Annotated in this window: 18 protein-coding genes; 10 read left to right on the top strand and 8 right to left on the bottom strand. The window is 62.8% G+C overall.

Annotation, left to right across the window (positions count from 1 at the left end; all coding sequences use genetic code 11):
* Positions 1-116 precede the first annotated feature (116 nt).
* The 4 genes from NKJ28_RS15755 to NKJ28_RS15740 all read right to left on the bottom strand — a co-directional run bounded on the left by NKJ28_RS15755 (position 117) and on the right by NKJ28_RS15740 (position 5,477).
* Positions 117-1,259: an MFS transporter gene (locus tag NKJ28_RS15755; protein ID WP_352636436.1), complete on the bottom strand. Its 1,143-nt coding sequence runs from the start codon at positions 1,257-1,259 to the stop codon at positions 117-119.
* A gap of 801 nt (positions 1,260-2,060) precedes the next feature.
* Positions 2,061-2,285: a c-type cytochrome gene (locus NKJ28_RS15750; RefSeq protein WP_352636406.1), complete on the bottom strand. Its 225-nt coding sequence runs from the start codon at positions 2,283-2,285 to the stop codon at positions 2,061-2,063.
* Positions 2,286-2,462: 177 nt separating this feature from the next.
* Positions 2,463-3,500, bottom strand: a complete 1,038-nt coding sequence (locus NKJ28_RS15745) for a YncE family protein (RefSeq protein ID WP_352636405.1) — start codon at positions 3,498-3,500, stop codon at positions 2,463-2,465.
* Between the two features lie 438 nt (positions 3,501-3,938).
* Positions 3,939-5,477, bottom strand: coding sequence for a helicase HerA-like C-terminal domain-containing protein (locus NKJ28_RS15740; RefSeq protein ID WP_352636404.1), 1,539 nt, complete (start codon positions 5,475-5,477; stop codon positions 3,939-3,941).
* A 275-nt stretch (positions 5,478-5,752) separates the two neighbouring features.
* On the opposite strand from NKJ28_RS15740, the gene NKJ28_RS15735 reads away from it, so the two are divergent.
* The 4 genes from NKJ28_RS15735 to NKJ28_RS15720 all read left to right on the top strand — a co-directional run bounded on the left by NKJ28_RS15735 (position 5,753) and on the right by NKJ28_RS15720 (position 9,996).
* Positions 5,753-7,195, top strand: a complete 1,443-nt coding sequence (locus NKJ28_RS15735) for a methylmalonyl-CoA mutase subunit beta (RefSeq protein ID WP_352569883.1) — start codon at positions 5,753-5,755, stop codon at positions 7,193-7,195.
* Entirely contained in the window at positions 7,192-9,315 is a 2,124-nt protein-coding gene (gene scpA / locus NKJ28_RS15730; protein ID WP_352636403.1) for a methylmalonyl-CoA mutase, read from the top strand. Before NKJ28_RS15735 ends, scpA begins: the two co-directional genes overlap by 4 nt.
* Before the next feature lie 73 nt (positions 9,316-9,388).
* Positions 9,389-9,610, top strand: coding sequence for an AbrB/MazE/SpoVT family DNA-binding domain-containing protein (locus tag NKJ28_RS15725; protein ID WP_352636402.1), 222 nt, complete (start codon positions 9,389-9,391; stop codon positions 9,608-9,610).
* On the top strand, positions 9,607-9,996 hold the full coding sequence (locus NKJ28_RS15720; RefSeq protein WP_352576897.1) for a type II toxin-antitoxin system death-on-curing family toxin: 390 nt from the start codon (positions 9,607-9,609) through the stop codon (positions 9,994-9,996). Before NKJ28_RS15725 ends, NKJ28_RS15720 begins: the two co-directional genes overlap by 4 nt.
* Here NKJ28_RS15720 and NKJ28_RS15715 read toward each other — a convergent pair.
* Complete coding sequence (locus tag NKJ28_RS15715) at positions 9,993-10,466, bottom strand: GreA/GreB family elongation factor (protein WP_352449075.1); 474 nt, start codon at positions 10,464-10,466, stop codon at positions 9,993-9,995. The two genes, NKJ28_RS15720 and NKJ28_RS15715, sit on opposite strands and share 4 nt — an antisense overlap.
* A 74-nt stretch (positions 10,467-10,540) precedes the next feature.
* Positions 10,541-11,419 carry a class I SAM-dependent methyltransferase gene (locus tag NKJ28_RS15710; protein ID WP_352636401.1) on the bottom strand — a complete coding sequence of 293 codons (879 nt, stop codon included), beginning with the start codon at positions 11,417-11,419 and terminating at the stop codon, positions 10,541-10,543.
* Positions 11,420-11,575: 156 nt separating this feature from the next.
* Here NKJ28_RS15710 and NKJ28_RS15705 point away from each other — a divergent pair, with 156 nt between their 5' ends.
* On the top strand, positions 11,576-12,166 hold the full coding sequence (locus tag NKJ28_RS15705) for a TetR/AcrR family transcriptional regulator (RefSeq protein WP_352636400.1): 591 nt from the start codon (positions 11,576-11,578) through the stop codon (positions 12,164-12,166).
* A 92-nt stretch (positions 12,167-12,258) separates the two neighbouring features.
* Positions 12,259-13,635: a TIGR03808 family TAT-translocated repetitive protein gene (locus NKJ28_RS15700; protein ID WP_352636399.1), complete on the top strand. Its 1,377-nt coding sequence runs from the start codon at positions 12,259-12,261 to the stop codon at positions 13,633-13,635.
* Here NKJ28_RS15700 and NKJ28_RS15695 read toward each other — a convergent pair.
* Positions 13,628-14,632: an asparaginase gene (locus NKJ28_RS15695; protein ID WP_352576889.1), complete on the bottom strand. Its 1,005-nt coding sequence runs from the start codon at positions 14,630-14,632 to the stop codon at positions 13,628-13,630. The two genes, NKJ28_RS15700 and NKJ28_RS15695, sit on opposite strands and share 8 nt — an antisense overlap.
* Positions 14,633-14,658: 26 nt before the next feature.
* Positions 14,659-15,825: an acetyl-CoA acetyltransferase gene (locus tag NKJ28_RS15690; protein WP_352454289.1), complete on the bottom strand. Its 1,167-nt coding sequence runs from the start codon at positions 15,823-15,825 to the stop codon at positions 14,659-14,661.
* Between the two features lie 224 nt (positions 15,826-16,049).
* Between NKJ28_RS15690 and betI the strand changes: the two genes are divergently transcribed.
* Genes betI through betA form a run of 4 tightly spaced genes read left to right on the top strand, consistent with a single transcriptional unit; the run spans position 16,050 to position 20,829 of the window.
* Positions 16,050-16,640: a transcriptional regulator BetI gene (betI, locus tag NKJ28_RS15685; protein ID WP_352454288.1), complete on the top strand. Its 591-nt coding sequence runs from the start codon at positions 16,050-16,052 to the stop codon at positions 16,638-16,640.
* A complete protein-coding gene (gene betC, locus NKJ28_RS15680; RefSeq protein ID WP_352618566.1) occupies positions 16,637-18,166 on the top strand; it encodes a choline-sulfatase in 1,530 nt (509 codons plus the stop codon). Before betI ends, betC begins: the two co-directional genes overlap by 4 nt.
* Complete coding sequence (locus tag NKJ28_RS15675; RefSeq protein ID WP_502897384.1) at positions 18,166-19,173, top strand: threonine/serine dehydratase family protein; 1,008 nt, start codon at positions 18,166-18,168, stop codon at positions 19,171-19,173. Before betC ends, NKJ28_RS15675 begins: the two co-directional genes overlap by 1 nt.
* Before the next feature lie 3 nt (positions 19,174-19,176).
* Positions 19,177-20,829: a choline dehydrogenase gene (gene betA, locus NKJ28_RS15670; RefSeq protein WP_352636398.1), complete on the top strand. Its 1,653-nt coding sequence runs from the start codon at positions 19,177-19,179 to the stop codon at positions 20,827-20,829.
* Positions 20,830-20,845 lie beyond the last annotated feature (16 nt).

The following is a 20,845-nucleotide window of genomic DNA, read 5'->3' as shown; positions in this document are numbered from 1 at the left end:
TCGAGGATGTCGGGTCACATTAGGCATTCGACAAGTCCGGAGTCAGACCGAAGTGATCGACGACCTTTCCAACATTTGCCTTCGCGATTGACCCCTCCCGGTCAAGCACCCAAATATCAGCGTTCCTCCGGCGGCTTGAGGTGCCGGAACTGCATCAGCAGCAGCAGATCGTAAGCGATCTTCAGTGCACCGCAGATGAGGAGGGGCCAAGCCCGGAACGAGGCAGCGAACAGAGCGCCCGCCAGGGCGGGACTGGCTGCGGCAGCCAGGCTGCGCGGGACCGATGTGAAGCTCGCGGCGGCTGCCCGCTCCGCCTCCGTGACGACCGCCATAACGTAAGATGAGCGCGTCGGGACGTCCATCTGCGAAAGCGCGGCACGGATCAGCAGCAGGGCGAGCGCCAGAGGGAGCGTCGGCGCAAGCGCCGCCAACATCAGGGCGATGCTGGACGGAATGTGTGTGAACACCATCGTGTTGATGAGCCCGATGTGCCGCGACAGCCAGGCGGCAACGGGGAATGAGAACGCCGAAAGCACGCCCGACCAGAAGAAGAAAAAGCCCGCTTCCGAAAGCGACAGGTCGAATTTTTCGAAAAGCCACAGGGCAAGCAGCGACTGGACGAGGAAGCCGCCGGCAAAGGCATCAAGGCTAAAAAGGGCCGCAAGCTTGAAAACGATATTCCGCGAGGGGCCAAGCGCGGACGTGCTGCCGGAGTCCGACGTTGGACGGCGCTGCGGGATCTGCGCGTAAAGGAGACCGCCGAGCAGGCCCAGCAACGCATAGAGCACGAACATCGCCTTGATGCCGGTGAGTTGATCGAGGCCGGCTGGAGCCAGAAGATCAGGTGTCACCGAAGCGAGCGCGCCAACCGCGGCTGCGAGCGCACCCACAAGGCTGTAGCGCGCGAACATCTTGGTCCGCGCGGCGTCGGTAACTTCGCGTGTGAGCACGGCATGCTCTAAGGGCACGAATACGCTGACGCTGCCGGCCGACGGGTTGATGGTGCCTGCGAAGGCGATCACCAAAAGCAGCGCGTAGTCGTGGACCACAGCAAAGGCCACACCCGTGGCGACCATCAGACTGGCGGCGGCAAACAGGAGTTGGCGGTGATCGTGTCGGGCACCAAGGAGTCCGACGGCGATGGTTAAGAGCGCTGAACCGAGCAGCGATCCGGTTGCTATGATGCCGACCTGCAGAGGCGCGAAGCCTAATGCGAGGAGATAGACCGGCAACAGAACGGCCACAAAGCCGTCGCCCATGTCGCGCAAGGCTCGGGCCGCAAAAAGAAAAGTCGCCGGGCGGATCTGCTGCACTGATCTAGCCTGCCCTCATCACCTGCGTTGGCGTCACCGGCTTTGGCAGCGTCGCTCGACAGGGCCGGAAGATCATGACGGAGTCGCGTTAGACATTCCAGCGAGGCGAATATCGGTTTCAATCCTCAGGCTGCCGCCCAACAATGCTGATTCATATCGTGTCAAGGCTTGCAACGACCGAAGACGCAACTGGCGCATATTGCGCTTGGCTGTCAAGGTCGGGAATAGGGTCAGAACCTGCCCGTGACCTTGCATACAGGACGTGCGGACACCAAGCTCCACCCACTTCACCGTGCCGAGCGTCATATACACCAACGCGTCGCCCCGGTTGTCCTCAGGTAGTCCTCAAGTTGGCCCGCGTGAATTCGCGGCGCGGGACGGCGGCAGCGGAGATGGCGGCGCGCTCTGTCTCGAAGATGTCCTGCGTCTGTCGCAACCTGAAAAGAAGGCTGCCATCGCGGAAGAAGTTCCGTCAGATCGTAGTCGCGGACGCGGACGTTGCGTGGCAGTCATGACCAATTGAACCGGACAATCCAACCTACCCACGTCTTACCAAGTTAGGACCGGTGATCCCAGCAGCGCCCTCCGCGACAAATTCGAACCTGGCTATCAAGCGTCACCGCCCTGGGCGGCAGGGAAGATTCGTCGCCTGATGCGCGAACACGATCTACAGCCGAGGATCAGGCGGCCCTTTGTCGCCACGACCGGATAGCGATCACGACCGCCCTTCCGCAGTCCCTGTACGACTCACTTGCGAAACGCAGCCGGTGCACGGTCTTCACCTCCAGCCTGATGATGCCCTTCAGAGGCTTCGGTGATTTTCTCGTATTCCGATTGCGACATCTCTGGAAGACATCGGGTAAAGGCCACCATCGCCCATAGCTCTTCCTGGTTGTGCGTTGAACCAAACGCAGGCATCCCGGTCATTTTAATGCCGTTTTGCATGATCCAATAGAGCTCAGCATCATCCAACAAGGCGTAATCGAGTCGACCGTCGGCATGTACGGCGATTTGCAAGGTATCGCTGGAAAGGTGATGCAAGAGATTGAGTGCTTAGAGCTCCTGGCCATTGAAGCATCTCCGCCCGATGCCGAATAGGCAATCGGTATGCAGCTCAACAGGAAAACGTCGTCCACACGGGTGCGCACCTCAAGGTGTTGGACGAAACGCCCAGATTGCCGGCAGCTGCTCTCCGCCCGCTCGAACCGCGAGAAGAAGCAGGTCAAGCGCGGGAACAAAGAGCGAAGTGCGTGCACCGGACACAGTCGGAATATGCGCGATGCGTCGATATGGCGGGTCCCGGGTATCCAGCACGTCAATGAATCCGTCTCCGCAGCTGATGTAGGCTCGCTGCCGTTTCGAGTCGACGAAAACATCGTCGGCATCACCGCAAATCTTCGCAGTCGCGACGAGCGAACCGTCTCCCATGGAGAAGATGCCGAGCCACGCAGGGTGGCGAAAAGCTATAAGGACGTGCTGGTGAGGGTCGTCCAACGCCATCGGAAAATTACCGGCCAAACCGGCGGTCGGCCAGCTTGCGATTTGAGCCAGTGATGTACGGTCGACGACTGCGATTGAATGAACGTCCGGCAGGTTCACAAAGACGTGGCTCGTCCTCGCGTCGAGCTGAAAACTTTCGGGATGCGCCTTTAGCGGCACATCGCCGGTTTTCCGGTTAGTCGTGGGATTGATGACAGCCAGCGCACCGCTGCCATACCCCACAAAGACCCGATTGGTCGCGCTATCCACGCGAACATTGTCGGCATCTTCCCCTAGGTCGACTTTGCCGATAGCGGCATAATCGGCTCCTCGAAACAATCGAACCGAGCCGTCGCCGGCATTCGCGACATACAGGGTGTCGGTCCCTTGCAGGTAGCCGACACCTTGTGGTTCCCGTAATCCCTTGATTGTGCGAAGCACGGTTCGATGGGTGAGATCGACCACCGCCATGCTGTTGTTGCCGAGTTCTGCAACGAACAAGCGCCGCCTCTTTAAGTCGATCGCCATGTGATCGATGCGGCCGCGCACATCTCCGAGTGGGATTCTGGCCTCGAGCCGTAATGGCGGCTCCGTGCCTTGGCCCGCAGCGTCAAACGTCGCAACCGGCAGGTTTGCCGCAGCCATCAAAGCAGTTGCGACAATTCGCGACAATAAGTGAAGTGCAATTGAAAGGAACCTGCCATCCACGCGCGCCATCCCTCAATAGGATCTTGCGCAGTGCTTGACGGAAGCCGTCTGAAGGGGAGACTGCTCATCCCCTCAGTTCAGATTAGGCCAATGACCTCTTGATTACAAGCGACGGGCAATTGGATAGTGTCGCGGATTGAACTTCGGTTTTGGGTGGTCGACTCCGACCGTTCGACCTCTGATGTCCAGCATCAGATTTTTACCCTGACGTAACCAAGCGATAGCGGCACTGATTACTGATAGCGCCGAGCCAAGGACGCAGCTATGCCCGCTGATGGTCGTATCAGGCTGTAGCGCGAACGGCAGGTTTGGAGAAACGCAATGAAGGTCGGCAAATGGCGCATAGCCGCCGTCCGCTGTCCTCCAGATCTGGCCACCGGCGCTTGATGCCAGGACAGAATTACCGACACCGACGCCCGCCTTCGGGTCCGATGCCCCTCACCTGCCCCTGGACAGGCTCCCCAAAATCCCGCGGATGATCGCCCGTCCGACCGACGAGCCGACCGAGCGCACGATGGATTTGATCGCCGCCTCCGCCACCGTCTGCCGGTTGGAGGGGCGCGGCGCCCGCCGGCCACCGCTGGGCTGAGGAGCGGGATCGTCATTGCCGAAACCGGGAATGGTCCAGCGCGAACGGCCGCTGTCCTGTTGCTGCGCCTGTGCCTCCTGGGCGTCCTTAGCCTTTTTCTGCAGTATCTCGAAAGCCGATTCGCGATCGACGGTCTGGTCGTACTGTCCGGCAACCGGGCTCTCGGTGATCAGCTTGCGGCGCTCTTCGGGCGTGATCGGGCCAAGCCGCGACGACGGCGGGCGGATCAGCGTCCGCTGTACCATGGACGGCACGCCCTTGGCTTCCAGCGTCGAGACAAGCGCCTCGCCGGTGCCGAGCTGCGTGATAACGGTTGCGCAGTCGAAATCGGGATTGGGCCTGAACGTCTCGGCCGCCGTCCTGACGGCCTTCTGTTCGCGCGGCGTATAGGCACGGAGTGCGTGCTGCACGCGGTTGCCGAGCTGGGCCAGCACCGTTTCAGGGATATCCAGCGGATTTTGCGTGACGAAATAAACGCCGACGCCCTTCGAACGGATCAGCCGGACCACCTGTTCGACGCGGTCGATCAGCACCTTCGGCGCGTCGTCGAACAGAAGGTGTGCCTCGTCGAAGAAAAAGACCAGCTTCGGCTTGTCCGGGTCGCCGACCTCGGGCAGTTCCTCGAACAGCTCCGACATCAGCCATAGAAGGAACGTCGCATAGAGTCGCGGATTCATCATCAGCTTGTCGGCGGCGAGCACGCTGATGGCGCCGCGTCCATCGCGCGTGGTGCGCATGATGTCGGATATCCGCAATGCCGGCTCGCCGAAGAAATTGGCAGCGCCCTGCTGCTCCAGGACCAGCAGCGTGCGCTGGATGGCGCCGACCGAAGGTTTCGTCACATTGCCGTAGCGGGCGCCGATCTCTTGGGCGCGGTCGGCGATATTGGCCAGCAGTGACTGCAGGTCCTTCAAATCGAGCAGCAGAAGGCCTTCCTCGTCGGCGATGCGGAAGGCGATGTTCATGATGCCTTCCTGCGCCTCGGAAAGGTTCATCAACCGCGACAGAAGCAGCGGCCCCATCTCCGAGATGGTGGCGCGGATCGGGTGGCCCTGCTCGCCGAACAGATCCCAGAAGATGACCGGGAATTCCTGGAATTCATAGGGATCGAGCTTGACCTGCTCGGCCCGCTTGACCAGGAAATCCTGCGCTGTGCCCATCATGGCGATACCCGACAGGTCGCCCTTGATGTCGGCGCAGAATACCGGCACGCCGGCATTGGAGAAACCCTCGGCCAATATCTGCAGGGTCACCGTCTTGCCGGTGCCGGTCGCGCCGGTGACCAGGCCGTGACGATTGCCATACTGCAGCAAAAGCTGTTCGGGCCGCTGATAGCTGTCGTCCGGCTTGCGGCTGGCCCCTATGAAGATACTGGTATCGTCGGCCATGTGTCCGGTCTCCGCAAACCTATAGGGTTGAATGCCCTGATCCCTTGAAGAAAAGGGAGCCCCGCCGCAGGTATAGTGAGGCCATTGCGCAGCGACAATGGGCACCGTCGAAAATGGCTTTTGGAGCTTGCGGAACCTGCCCATGTTTGGCAATCGGTTGACGGTCGCCGTCACGAAAGGCGTGTTGCACGGCATGTGTGCTGCATTGTGATATGGGACCGGGGACCGTAGACTGACATAGTCGGCCGCTGCGGCCGCTAGAACGAGGAGAACCGATGGGCGCCGGTGCCTTGACCCAGGATGCCGAACTTCCGAACGTCGACCGGCAACGATGGCTGGCGCTGGCAGAGAAGGCGCTGGCCGGCGGGTCCTTCGAGGAAAAGCTCGTCTCGCATACGGACGACGCCATCCGCATCGAGCCGCTCTACGAGCGTTCGGTAACCGCCGAGCCTGTCGTGCGCGCCAACCCGGGATCACCGTGGATCGTCAGCCAGCGCATCGACGATCCGGACATAGGCCGCGCCAGTGCGCAGGCGCTGGAAGACGTCGCGCAGGGTGCCACCGGACTGTCGCTTGTCTTCGAGGGTGCGCCGAACGCCTTCGGCTATGGCTTGCCGAGGACGGCGGAGGCGCTGGAGGGCGTGCTCGACGGCGTGCCGCTCAACCGCATCCAGATCCGCATCGACGCCCATCCCTGGAGCCGTGCCGTGGCCGACTGGCTGGTGGCGTTTTTGACCAAGCGCCGCTCCGACCCGGCAAAGCTCAACCTCTCCTTCGGCATCGATCCGGCGGCGATATTTGCCGGGACCGGCAGGCTGCGCATGTCGATCGAGGCTTTGCAGGCTTCGATGCCGCAGTCGCTGGCGCATTTCTTTTCGATGGGTGTGCCCGGCGTGCTGCTGGAGGCCGACGGGCGGGTATTCCACAATGCCGGCGCCACCGAGGCGCAGGAGCTTGGCACCATGCTCGCCTCGGCCGTCTCCTATTTGAGGCTGTTCGAGAAGGCGCGCCAGCCGCTCGTCTACGCGGCGCCGCATATCGGTTTTGCGCTCAGCGTCGACCAGGACCAGTTCGTTTCGACGGCCAAGGTCAGGGCGTTGCGCAGGCTGTGGGCGCGTGTCCAGGAGGCCTGCTCGATACCGCCCTCCACCGCCAGCATCCATGCCGAAACCTCCTTCCGGATGATGACGGCGGCCGACCCGGAAACCAACATCCTGCGCACCACCATCGCCGCTTTCGCGGCTGCCGCCGGCGGCGCGGATTCGATCGCCATCCTGCCGCACACGATCGCGCACGGCCTACCCGCGGGTTTTGCTCGCCGCGTTGCCCGCAACGCGCAACTGATCATGGCCAATGAAAGCCACATCGACCACGTCGCCGATCCGGTTTGCGGTTCGGGCGCCGTCGAGGCGCTGACTTCGGAGCTCTGCGCGGCGGCCTGGCAAGAGTTCCAGCAGATCGAGGCGGAAGGCGGCGTGCTGTCCAGCCTCGAGCAAGGCCATATCCAGAAACGCGTCCAGGCAGCTTCCGCCCGCCGCAACACTGCCTACCAGGCGGGCGAACGGGCGATCGTCGGCACGACGCTGCACCCGTCGAAGACTGAGCGTCCGGTCGAGACGCTGGCGGCGGAGCGGCGGCCTGCCTTCACCGAAGGCGTTGCGGTGTGCGAGCCGCTATTTCCGATCCGCATCGATCAGTCGATCGGAGCCGTACCATGATCCCGGATTTCAGCCAGATCGGCTGGTCGCCGCCACGGCGGGTGCCGGTCGAGGTCAAAGGCCAGCGGATGACGCCGGAAGGCATTGCCGTCAAGCATCTCTACAACCAGGGCGATCTCAAGGGCTTGCCGCACCTCGATACCTATCCGGGCCTGCCGCCTTTCGTGCGCGGCCCCTATCCGACGATGTATGTCCAGCAACCCTGGACGATCCGGCAATATGCCGGCTTCTCGACGGCCGAAGAGTCCAACGCCTTCTACCGTCGCAACCTTGCCGCCGGCCAGAAGGGCCTGTCGGTCGCCTTCGATCTCGCCACGCATCGCGGCTACGACAGCGACCATCCGCGCGTCGCCGGCGATGTCGGCATGGCCGGCGTCGCCATCGATTCCATTCTCGACATGCGCCAGTTGTTCGACGGCATCCCGCTTAACGAGATGACGGTATCGATGACGATGAACGGCGCGGTGCTGCCGATCATGGCGCTCTATATCGTGGCGGCGGAGGAACAGGGCGTCGCGCAGAAGGATCTCACTGGGACCATTCAGAACGACATCCTGAAAGAGTTCATGGTGCGCAACACCTACATCTATCCGCCAAAACCTTCGATGCGGATCGTGTCGGACATTTTTTCCTACACGTCGAAGCACATGCCGAAGTTCAATTCGATCTCGATCTCCGGCTACCACATGCAGGAGGCGGGAGCGACGGCGGATCTCGAGCTCGCCTACACGATTGCCGACGGTATCGAATATGCGCGCGCCGGCGTCGCGGCCGGTCTCGACATCGACCGTTTCGCGCCGCGCCTTTCCTTCTTCTGGGCGATCGGCATGAATTTCTTCATGGAAGTCGCGAAGCTGAGAGCAGCGCGCCTTTTGTGGGCCAGCCTGATGCTGAAGAACTTTTCGCCAAAAGACGAGCGCTCGCTGTCGCTGCGCACCCATTGCCAGACTTCGGGCTGGTCGCTGACGGCGCAGGATCCCTACAACAACATCATCCGCACCATGATCGAGGCGATGGCCGCCACTCAAGGCCACACGCAGTCGCTGCACACCAATTCCTTCGACGAGGCAATGGCGCTGCCAACCGACCACTCAGCCCGCATCGCCCGCAACACGCAGCTCATCCTGCAGAAGGAATCCGGCACGACGCGGATTATCGACCCGTGGGGCGGCTCTGCCTATCTCGAACGGCTGACGCATGATCTGGCGGCGCGTGCGCTTGCGCATATCGAGGAGGTCGAGAGCCTCGGCGGCATGGCCGCGGCGATCGAAAAGGGCCTACCGAAGCTGCGCATCGAAGAGGCTGCCGCGCGCACCCAGGCGCGCATCGATTCAGGCGAACAGATCGTGGTCGGTGTCAATGCTCACCGTCCCGGCACGGACATCGACGTCGACGTGCTGAAGATCGACAATGCCGAAGTCAGGGCGCGGCAATTGTCGAAGCTGCAGCGGCTGAAAGGCACGCGTGACGTCGCCGCCGTCGAGAGCGCGCTCGATGCGCTTACCCGTGCTGCCGGGCGTAACGGAAACCTGCTGGAATTCGCCATCCGGGCCGCACGCGCCAACGCCACGGTCGGCGAGATTTCGCTGGCGCTGGAAAAGGTTTTCGGCCGCCATGTCGCCTCGGTGCAGACGATCTCCGGCGTCTATCGCAACGCGCTCGGCGACAATCCGGTGGTCGACCGGCTGCAGGACAAGATCGTCGCGTTCGAGGAGAAGTCCGGCGGCAAGCCGCGCATTCTGGTCGCCAAGATGGGGCAAGACGGCCATGATCGCGGCCAGAAAGTGATCGCCACCGCCTTTGCCGACCTCGGCTTCGACGTCACCGTCGGGCCGATGTTCCAGACTCCGGACGAGATCGCCAGGCTGGCCGTCGAGCATGACGTGCACATCGTCGGCGCCTCGTCGCTGGCAGCAGGCCATTTGACGCTCATTCCCGAACTCAGGCTTGCACTGAAGAAGTTGGGCCGCGACGACATGCTGATCGTCGCCGGCGGCGTCATCCCGCCGCAGGATTACGACGCAGTCCGGCAGGCAGGCGCCACTGAAATCTTCCCGCCCGGCACGGTTATCCCGGAAGCGGCGGAGCGGCTGATGGACCGGCTGCTGCAGGTCGGCTGACGCTTTGTTATAATGTCTGTTGTAACAAGAAACACACTGAGTTATAATCAGCGTTGCAACAGGATGCCTCACCATGAAGACGACCATTCGCAAGATCGGCAATTCCGAAGGCGTGATCCTGCCGAGGGAGCTTCTCGATCGTCTGAACCTGAAGGCCGGCGACCAGCTTCAAATCGTTGAAACAGGTGACGGTCTTGCGCTGAAGCCGGTGGACGACAGCTTCGAGCGGCAAATGAAAGCTGCCCGCGAGGTGATGGACAAATACAAGGTCGCGCTTCAGAAGCTCGCCGAATGAGCTGGGAGTTTCTGACGCGGCGTGCAGTCGAAGCCATGCACGCGGAGCAGTTGCGCCGACACGGCGGAGCACAAGGCTTGAGGGATGAAAATGCCCTCGAATCGGCGCTCGCTCGCGCCGAAAACAAGGCCAACTACGGAGACCCGTCGGTTGAGGAACTCGCAGCCGCCTATGTCTTCCGCATTGCCAGAAATCATGCCTTTGTCGACGGCAACAAACGCACGGCCATTGTCGCTGCCGGCGCATTTCTGATTGTGAATGGTTATGCCCTGACGGCCAATAACGGCATGCTTTACGAATTCGTCATGGGCGTCGCCGCCGGCGAAATCGACGAAGCTGGTGCCGCGGCGTTCTTCCGCGATCATGTCGTCAAGCTCGAAGACTAACTGTCGGAGAGCTTGACGATCTCCCATTCCTTGCCGTTGACCACGGCAATTTCGCCGATCTTCTTGCCGAACAGCGCCATCGCCATCGGCGACATATGGGAAATTGTCCCTTTGCCCGGATTGGCTTCGTCCTCGCCGACGATCTTCCAGTGCACCTTCTTGCCGTCGTCGCTTTCCAGGGTGACACCCATGCCGAAACGAACCAGGTCGCTGCCCGGTTCCGGCACCGAAAGCTCGGCGCTTTCCCGCCGTGCCGTCCAATAGCGGAGATCGCGCGAGACCAGCGCGATGCGCTCGCGGTCGGCCCTCTTCTCGGCTCTGCCCAGTTCGTCACGCAGAGCGGCCACCTCGGCATCGATCAGCGCCATGCCGCGTTCCGTGACCAGATTGCGGTGATGGCTGATCGGCCGCTCGCCGATGCCGGCAATGGCGTTTTCGCTGTCTTCCTCGCGGGTGAAGGCCCTGCTCATCCGACGAACTTAGGCCCGGCGCGACGACTCCACAAGCCATTGCTGAAGAAGAGGATGGTGACGGAAATCTGGGTTCAATACCCGACGTTTAACAGCCGCTTGGGGTCCGGTTGCGCAACTAGGTAGCGGAGCCCCTTGGTTCCGACGTCGCCTTGCTCAACGATATTGAAGCCGTGCCGACCGAGATCCGCTGCAACTTTGTCCAAATCGACGTAACCATGCCGGTGGAGCCGAAAGGTGCTCTTCCGGCGCGGCGGTTTCGCAAAATCGACGATAAGCACACGACCGCCCGGCCTCAGGACGCGGAAGGCTTCTCTGCCGAATTCCTCGCGGCCCTTCTTTGGAAGATGGTGGAACATCAGCGTGCTGAGGACGACATCAAATTCCCCGTCCTTGAAAGGCAGTTCCTGAGCGGTGGCGGTCGAGAACCCGACTTGTAACCCTGCCCGCCGGGCCTTTGCCGTTGCGCGCGCAACCATTTCGGCGGAGGCGTCGACGCCGTCCACACGCCCCTCCGGCCCCACCTTCTGTCTGACGAGGAGCGCGGTGGTGCCGGTGCCGCACCCGACATCCAGGACCACTTCTCCCGGATTCAGCTCCGCAAAGCTTAATATCCTTTCGCGAAAAGCACGTTCGCGACCGAAGGTCAGAAGCCACGCCAGCATATCGTACAGGGCGGCGGAATGAAGCGTGATGCCGACATGCGGCGCCTTCTCCTCGCCGGCGGCCGGTCTGCGGTCCTTGGCGGACAGCCGCCCGTGAGCGCTTTGCCATATCAATAAGCTCGCGACTACGACGAGTGCACCAGCATGAAGCAGGAGGACGGGAACTCCCAAGGAAAAGACCGCATTTGCCTGTCCCAACGAGAAAAATGCCGCGAGCACCACGGCCACTTTGACGAGCGCGACTAGCGCATGCCCTCCGACTATTATTCCGAAAATACGTTGGTGCATTGCTTTATCTCCGGCCAGCCGTGCATCGCGCCGGGCCTTCCGCAAGAGCATATGATACTGGACAGTGTGTCCAGTATCGGTTTTACTGGCCACATAGCACCGACGCGCCCAATACTGGACGATTTGGTGTCCTATGACCGGAAAAGGACGTTGCCGATGCCAGCCGGATCGATCGATCGTCGGGTCGCCAGGACCCGCAGCCGACTGCAGCAGGCGCTTTTCAGACTGACCGCCGAGAAGGGGTATACGGCGATCACGGTCGAGGATATCTGCAGGGAAGCCGATGTCGGCCGCTCGACTTTCTACACGCACTATCCCGACAAGGACTACTTGAGGAAAGCAACGATCGACGAGCATATGAAGGGCTTGCAGGCACGTGGTGCCGAACGCCATTCGCAGAGAAATGCCAAGGGCTTTTCCTTCAGCGGTCCGGTGTTCGAGCATGCTCTTGCCACGCGGGAGATGCACCGTGCGCTGATGGGCGGGAAAAAGCGCGAAATGCCAGAAGAGATCCGCGGCTGGATAAGCAGGCAGGTTCGCCATGAGTTGGCGAATATCCGAGGTGATGAAGGCGGAGTCAGACTTGAGATCGCCACACGCTTCATCGTTGGCGCGTTCTTTGAAGTGATGCACTGGTGGCTTGAGAGGGATACGAAGCTGTCTCCCGCGGAGATCGACCAGATATTCCTGCAACTTGCCTTCAACGGGGTAAATGCGGTGATCGCTGAGCCAACGAGGATCGAATAGGGGCCAAGCGTCAGATTTTCACCACGAGTTCGACCGGGCTAGTCTGGCACGAATCCTGCGGCGTGAGCGTTGGACGCAAGGGATCTGTGCCGATGTTGAACAGACGAACGCTGCTTGCGCAGACCGCCGGCTTTGCCGTCATGGGGCTTTCGCTCGGCAAGGCAGCGGCGAAGAACCTTCCCGGCATTGAGAAAGCCGCGATGCGTTGCGCGATCAACGCGACCGAGCGCGGCGTCCGGCCCGGCGCGCTAGACGATCAGAGCAAGGCTTTCACCAAGCTGCTGCGCGACGCGCACGACCGCGACATGCCGGTGTTCCTGCCGCCGGGGATCTATATCGTTTCCAACCTGTCGCTGCCCGGCCGGGTGCGCCTGTCCGGCGTGCCGGGCGCATCGCGGATCGTCTATGGCGGCAATGGCCATCTCATCATGGCCGAACGGGCCGAGCATATCGAACTCAGCGGGCTGGTGTTCGATGGCAGCAACCGCTGGATGGGCGACTACACGCAAGGCCTGCTCGATCTGCGCCGCATCGCCCATCTGGTCGTCGACAACTGCCAGATGACCGGCAGCGGCAAGAACGGTCTGGCGCTCGAACACGCCTCGGGCCGCATCCAGCGCTCGGAGATATCCGGTGCGGCCGATGCCGGCATCTATTCGGTCGAGGCCGATGGCCTGGAAATATCAGGCAATAGCGTCTCCGACTGCGCCAATGGCGGCATCCTCGTGCACCGCTGGCAGGCAGCGGAAGACGGCACCATCATCAGCGGCAACCGGATCGAACGCATCCAGGCGCGCGGCGGCGGAACCGGCCAGAACGGCAACGGTATCAACGCCTTCCGCGTCGGTAACGTCATCATCTCCGGCAATATTGTTTCGGATTGCGCGTTCTCGGCGATCCGCGCCAACAGTTCCCGCAATTTGCAGATCACCGGCAACACCTGCTCGCGTTCGGGGGAGACGGCCGTGTATTCCGAATTCTCGTTCGAAGGCGCCGTCATCGGCAACAACATCGTCGATGGTGCTGCGAACGGTATTTCGATCGTCAATTTCAACGAAGGCGGCCGCATGGGCGTGTGCTCCGGCAACATCGTCCGCAATCTGGCGACCAGCGGCCCCTACCCTGCGGACGCGCCCGGCTTCGGCGTCGGCATCAGCGTCGAGGCCGACACCACCGTTTCCGGCAACGTCGTCGAGAATGCGCCGCTCTACGGCATGCAGATCGGCTGGGGACCGTTCATGCGCAATGTGGTCGCCACGGGAAACATCGTCCGCAAGGCCGGAACCGGCATCGTCGTCAGCGTGGTTGAAGGTGCCGGAACGGCAATCATCTCCGACAATGTCATCGACGGAGTCCAGAACGGCGCGATCGTCGGCCAACGCTGGGCCGAGCGAGTGACCGGCGACCTCGCCGCATCAGGCAATGCCGGCTATGCGCATTTGACCGTCGAGCGCAACCACGTCAGTTGAGGGTGGCCGTCGGTCGGAGCGCGCCGACTTTGGCGCCGATCCGGCTCTCGATAGGCGGATTTGCTTGTTCGGTCAGTTTCGCAGCGAGCGCGTGGTCGGCGTGCAGCAGCTTTGCCAGCACGGCCGCGACCATCACTTCAGCGGCGCGGCCGGCGCCATCGTCGCATTTCAGCGCGATGCCAAGGCAGAGCTCCGGAACGGCGGCGCAAAAAACACCTTCGGCGCCTCCCTTGACGAAAATCCGGCCCGGCGCGGCCTCCATCATCGCGACATCGGACCTGCCCGTGCCGGCGACGAAAAACGGCTCGGCCATGCAGGCAGAAAGCAGCCGCTTCGCCGCCCGGGCGCGCACCGGCTCGAAGCCGGCACCTGTCGCCATGCGGGCAAAGCCAAGGGCAAAGCTGCGCAACGGCACGGCATAGGTCGGAATCGAGCAGCCGTCGGTGCCGCGGTGATCGGCGTCATGGGCAGCACCGGTCACCGCCTGCATCGCTTCGCGCACCATCTCCTGCGAAGCATGGCCAGCCTTGACGTAACCACGATGGGCGATGCCGCTGTGAACGCAGGTGCATAGGAAGCCTGAGTGCTTGCCGGAACAATTGTTGTGCAAGGTGTTCGGCGCACGGCCGGCGCGGGCAAGTGCCAGCGTCGCTCCATGGCTCGACGGCCAATGCGCGCCGCATTCGAGTGCCGTCTCGTCCAGGCCGGCCTTCGCCAGCATGGCGCGCGCGAGCTCGACATGTGGCGGCTCGCCGGAATGCGAGGCGCAGGCCAGCGCCAGCTCCCGGTCACCGAAGCCGTAGGCATCGGCAGCGCCGCTCTCGACCAGCGGCAGCGCCTGGATCGCCTTGACCGCCGAGCGCGGGAACACCGGCTGTGCCGTGTCGCCGATCTCCCAGACGGGCTTGCCGTCGGCGTCGAAGACGGCAACAGCACCGCGATGGGCGCTCTCGACGATCGCGCCGCGCAAGACTTCGACCAGAACCGGATTTGTCATGTCACCTCCCGCAAATGCGGGCGGGTTTATCTGATCCGGTCGAGAATGGAAACGTAGTTGGCGACCGCGGCACCACCCATGTTGAAGATGCCGCCGAGTTTTGCTCCCGGCACCTGGATGCCGCCCGCCTCGCCGACAAGCTGCATGGCGCTCAGCACATGCATCGATACGCCGGTGGCACCGATCGGGTGGCCCTTGGCCTTCAGTCCACCGGACGGATTGACCGGCAGCCTTCCATCTTTCGCCGTCTCGCCATCCAGGGCCAGCTTGGCGCCCTCGCCCGGCTTGGCCAGGCCCATCGCCTCATACTCGATCAGTTCGGCGATGGTGAAACAGTCATGCGTCTCGACGAAGGACAGGTCGCCGAGCGTCACGCCCGCCTGCTTCAGCGCCTGGTTCCAGGCCTGCTCGCAGCCTTCGAAGGCGAGAATGTCGCGCTTCGACATCGGCAGGAAATCCTGAACATGCTCATTGGCGCGGAAGGCGACGGCGCGGCGCATCTTCAGCGCCGTGGCCGTGTCGGCAAGGACAAGCGCGGCGGCACCGTCCGAAACCAGCGAGCAATCTGTGCGCTTCAGCGGACCGGCGACGAAGGGGTTTTTTTCGCTTTCCTGCCGGCAGAACTCGTAGCCGAAATCCTTGCGCATCTGCGCGTAGGGATTGTCGACGCCGTTCTTGTGGTTCTTGGCGGCGATCATCGCCAGCGCATCCGACTGGTCGCCGTAGCGCTGGAAATAGGCTTGGGCGATCTTGCCGAAGACGCCGGCGAAGCCTGCCGGCGTGTCACCGTCCTCCGGCAGATACGAGGCCTTGAGCAGGTTCTTGCCGATCTCGGGACCGGGCGTCGTCGTCATCTGCTCGGCGCCGACCACCAACACGATACGGGCGGCATTGGCGTCGATGGCGCGGATGCCTTGCCTGACCGCCGCCGAGCCGGTGGCGCAGGCGTTCTCGACGCGGGTCGCCGGCTTGAAGCGCAGCCGGTCATCGGCCTGGAGGACCAGGCTCGCGGTGAAATCCTGGGCGGAAAACCCGGCGTTGAAGTGGCCGAGCACGATCTCGTCGACGTCATCCGGACCGATGCCGGCATGATCGAGCGCCTCGACTGCCACCTTGGTGATCAGGCCCTCCAGCGTCTCGCCTTCGAGCTTGCCGAAGCGCGAATGCGCCCAACCGACGATGCATGCTGTCATGGCGATCTCCATCCTGTGGACCCGGGCTACGCGATACTGCGCGCGCATCAGCATTGTTCAAGCATGAACCGTTTCGCCGGCCTCGTGAAGGGGCCAGAACCGCACAATCGCTTGATCTTGATCATCTGGTCATAGTGCCTGGCTTTTGCCAGCAAATCAGGCCGGATTTTTGTTGATTGATGCGTCAATAAAAAATAATCTTGTCCCAACAGGCCGGAGCAGGAATGCCGAAACTCGGAATGGAGCCGTTGCGCCGCAGGGCGCTCATCGACGCAACGATCTCGGCGATCGGCGAGCGCGGTTCGCTTGATGTGACGATGTCGGAAATCGCCGGGCGCGCCGGCGTGTCCTCGGCGCTTGCCCACCATTATTTCGGCGTCAAGGACGAATTGCTGTTGGCGACGATGCGGCACATCCTGAGCGAGCTCACCGCCGATACGCGCCGTGCACTTCGCGCGGCCGGCACGGCGCGCCAGCGCGTCTCGGCGGTGGTCGCGGTCAATTTCTCCGACATCCAGTTCCAGCCCGAAACGATCGCCGCCTGGCTCGCCTTCTATGTCGAGGCGCAGAAATCGGCAGCACTCCGCCGGCTGCTCAAGGTCTATGCGCGCCGGCTGCATTCCAATCTGCTCAGCGGGCTGGCCGGCATCCTGCCGAGAAGCGAGGCCGACCGGGTCGCCGAAGCGACCGCGGCGCTGATCGACGGGCTCTATATCAGGCGCGCGCTGAAGGACGGTGTTCCTGATGCCGCGACCGCGATTGCACTGGTCGAGGACTATCTCGAAACGAAGCTCAGCGGACGGCAGAAGCAGTGACATCCAAGCGACCCAACATCCTGATCGTCATGGTCGATCAGCTCAACGGAACGCTGTTTCCGGATGGGCCGGCGGACTTCCTGCACGCGCCGCATCTGAAGGCGCTCGCCGCGCGTTCGGCGCGTTTTTGCAACAATTACACGGCCTCGCCGCTCTGCGCGCCGGGCCGCGCCGCATTCATGAGCGGCCAGTTGCCGTCACGCACCGGAGTCTATGACAACGCCGCCGAATTCGCGTCTTCGATCCCGACCTTTGCCCATCATCTGCGCGCCGCAGGTTATCACACCTGCCTCTCCGGCAAGATGCATTTCGTCGGGCCGGACCAGTTGCACGGTTTCGAGGAGCGGCTGACCACCGACATCTATCCGGCCGATTTCGGCTGGACACCCGACTATCGCAAACCCGGCGAGCGCATCGACTGGTGGTATCACAATCTCGGCTCCGTCAGCGGCGCCGGTACTGCCGAGATCACCAACCAGCTGGAATATGACGACGAGGTCGCCTTCCATGCGGTGCAGAAGCTTTATGATTTTGCCCGCGTCTCCGACGATGCCGCACATCGGCCCTGGTGCTTGACGGTTTCCTTCACCCATCCGCACGATCCTTACGTCGCACGGCGGCAATACTGGGACCTCTACGAGGATTGCCCGGCGCTCGAGCCTGAGGTCGGCTTCATTCCCTACGACAGGCAGGACCCGCATTCGCAGCGGCTCTACCGCGCCAGCGACTATGACAGGTTCGACATCACCGCTGAGCAGATACGCCGCGCACGGCGCGGCTATTTCGCCAACATCTCCTATCTCGACGACAAGCTCGGCGAATTGATGTCGGTGCTCGAGCACACACACATGCTCGACGACACGATCATCCTGTTCTGCTCGGACCATGGCGACATGCTGGGCGAGCGCGGCCTGTGGTTCAAGATGTGCTTTTTCGAAGGTTCGGCGCGGGTGCCGCTGATGATCGCCGGCAAGGGCATCGCCGCCGGCCTGATCGGCACGCCGGTCTCCAATCTCGACGTGACGCCGACGCTTTGCGACCTCGCCGGCATCGACATCAGCGCGATTGCGCCGTGGACCGACGGCCAGTCGCTGCTGCCGTTGCTGAACGGAAAGAAACGCTCCGCGCTGGTGCTGATGGAATATGCCGCCGAAGGCTCCAATGCGCCGATGGTGGCGATGCGCGAGGGCCGCTACAAATTCATCCATTGCGAGATCGATCCGCCGCAACTGTTTGATCTTGAATCGGATTCGCAGGAACTGACCAATCTCGCCGCCGATCCGGCCAATGCGGCATTGGTGGCCGCTTTCACCGACAAGGTGCGGGCGCGCTGGGACATGGCGGCCTTCGACGCGGCGGTGCGTGCCAGCCAGGCACGCCGCTGGGTGGTCTACCCGGCGCTGCGCAACGGCACCCATTATCCCTGGGAATTCCAGCCGCTGCAGAAGGCATCGGAGCGCTACATGCGCAACCACATGAACCTCGACCTGCTCGAAGAGCAGAAGCGCTTTCCGCGAGGCGAATGATGGCAGATAGTCTCGTCCCCTCGCTCGACCATCTCAGGCAGGCCTATGCCGTCACCTCCAAGGCGACGCAGGTCACGCCGCTGCTGGAATCGGCGGCACTCGCGCGCGAGACCGGCGCCGCCCGCGTCTTCGTCAAGGCCGAATCGCTGCAATGGGCAGGATCGTTCAAGGTGCGCGGCGCCTACTGGCGGCTGAAGAAGCTCTCGCCTGACGAAGCCAAAAAGGGCGTCGTCGCCTACTCCTCCGGCAATTTTGCGCAGGGGCTAGCGGCGGCTGGCCAAGCGCTTGGCATTCCCGTCACCATCGTCATGCCGATCGACGCGCCGGCCGCCAAGCGCGACGCCACATTGGGTTACGGCGCGCGCGTGGTGCTGACTGACCATGGCGAGCGCGCGCGTGAGGAAGTCGCCGCCGCCAAGGCGCGCGAGATCGCTGCGAGCGAAGGCCTGGCGCTGCTACACCCGTTCGACGATCCGGAGATCGTCGCCGGCCAAGCCGGTGCCGGGCTGGAGGCACTCGACCAGATCGCCGCCAGGCAAGCGGAGGCCGATCTCTTGTTCTGCTCGGTCGGCGGCGGCGGCCTGATCGGCGGTGTTTCACTGGCCTTTCACTACCTGTCGCCAGCCACGAAGATCATCGGTGTCGAGCCGGAAGGTTTTGACGGCATGGGCTCGTCGCTGGCGCATGGCGCCATCGAAACCATGCCGATCGGGCCGAAATCGATTTGCGACGGGCTGATGTCGCGGCGGCCCGGCGACGCGCCGTTCGCAGCGGTGAAGGCCGCCGGCGTTCGCGGCGTCACCGTCGACGATGCTTCGGTGCGGCGCGCCATGCGCCTCGCCTTCGAGCGGCTGAAGCTGGTGCTCGAGCCATCCGGCGCTGCTTCGCTGGCGGCGTTGCTCGGCGGCAAGGTCGACGTCACCGGCAAGACCGTTCTCGTAATGGCAACCGGCGGCAACGTCTCGCTGGCCGATTTCATTGCGCATATGAACCACGGGCGCGCATGAACCATGCTTGAAGCGGATTTCGTCATCATCGGCTCCGGCTCGGCCGGTTCGGCCATGGCCTACCGGCTGTCGGAGGACGGCAAGCATTCGGTGATCGTCATCGAATATGGCGGCAGCGATATCGGCCCGCTGATCCAGATGCCGTCGGCACTGTCGATCCCGCTCAATATGAGCCTCTATGACTGGGGCTTTGCCAGCGAGCCGGAGCCGCACCTCGGCGGCCGCGTGCTGGCGACGCCGCGCGGCAAGGTCATCGGCGGCTCGTCGTCGATCAACGGCATGGTCTATGTGCGCGGCCATGCCCGCGACTTCGACCATTGGGCCGAACAGGGCGCGACCGGCTGGGGCTTTGCCGATGTGCTCCCGTACTTCAAGCGCATGGAGGACAGCAATGGCGGCGAGAATGGCTGGCGCGGCCACGGCGGCCCGCTGACTGTGCAGCGCGGCTCGAGGACGAACCCACTCTACGGCGCCTTCGTCAAGGCAGGCCGTCAGGCCGGTTTCGAGCTGACCGACGACTATAACGGCGCGAAGCAGGAAGGCTTTGGGCCGATGGAGCAGACCATCCGCGGCGGCCGTCGCTGGTCCGCAGCGAGCGCCTATCTGAGGCCGGCGCTGAGGCGGAAAAATGTCAGCCTGGTCAAGGGTTTCGCCCGGCGGGTAATCATCGAGAATCAACGCGCCACCGGCGTCGAGATCGAAGTGCGCAAACGAATTCAGGTGATCAGAGCGCGGCGCGAGGTGATCGTTGCCGCGTCCTCGATCAACTCACCCAAGATCCTGATGCTGTCCGGCATCGGCCCCGGCCAGCACCTTAGGGAGAACGGCATTCCGGTGATTGTCGACCGGCCCGGCGTCGGTCGCAATCTGCAGGACCATATGGAACTCTACATCCAGCAGGAATCGACGAAGCAGATCACGCTGAACTCGGTGCTGAACCCGTTCTCGAAGGCGCTGATCGGGGCACAATGGCTGTTCTTCAAGTCCGGCCTCGGCGCCACCAATCATTTCGAGGCGGCCGCCTTCGTACGCTCGCGCGCCGGCGTCGACTATCCGGATATCCAGTATCACTTCATCCCGGCCGCGGTCCGCTATGACGGCAAGGCGGCGGCCAAGGCGCATGGTTTCCAGGCGCATGTCGGGCCGATGCGGTCGAAGTCGCGCGGTTCGGTCACGCTGCGCTCGCCCGATCCCAAATCGAAGCCGGTGATCCGCTTCAACTACATGTCGCATCCGGACGACTGGACGGAGTTCCGCCACTGCATCCGGCTGACCCGCGAGATCTTCGGGCAAGCGGCCTTCGATCCGTACCGAGGCAAGGAACTGTCGCCGGGCTCGCATGTACAATCGGATGAAGAGCTCGACGCCTTCATTCGCGACCACGCCGAAAGCGCCTACCACCCTTGCGGCACCTGCAAGTTGGGCCGTGCCGATAATGCGATGAGCGTCGTCGATCCGGAATGCCGCGTCATTGGCGTAGAAGGGCTTCGGGTCGCCGATTCCTCGATCTTTCCACGCGTCACCAACGGCAATCTCAACGCGCCGTCGATCATGACCGGCGAGAAAGCCGCCGACCACATTCTCGGGCGTACGCCGCTGCCACCGTCCAACCAGGAACCATGGATCAATCCGCGCTGGCAGGTGTCGGACAGATAGGCCATGATCCGGCGGA

It is taken from the genome of Mesorhizobium sp. M0145 (assembly GCF_040322355.1).
In the GTDB taxonomy this organism is placed as follows: Bacteria; Pseudomonadota; Alphaproteobacteria; order Rhizobiales; family Rhizobiaceae; genus Mesorhizobium.
This window is presented reverse-complemented; position numbering and strand designations above follow the sequence as displayed.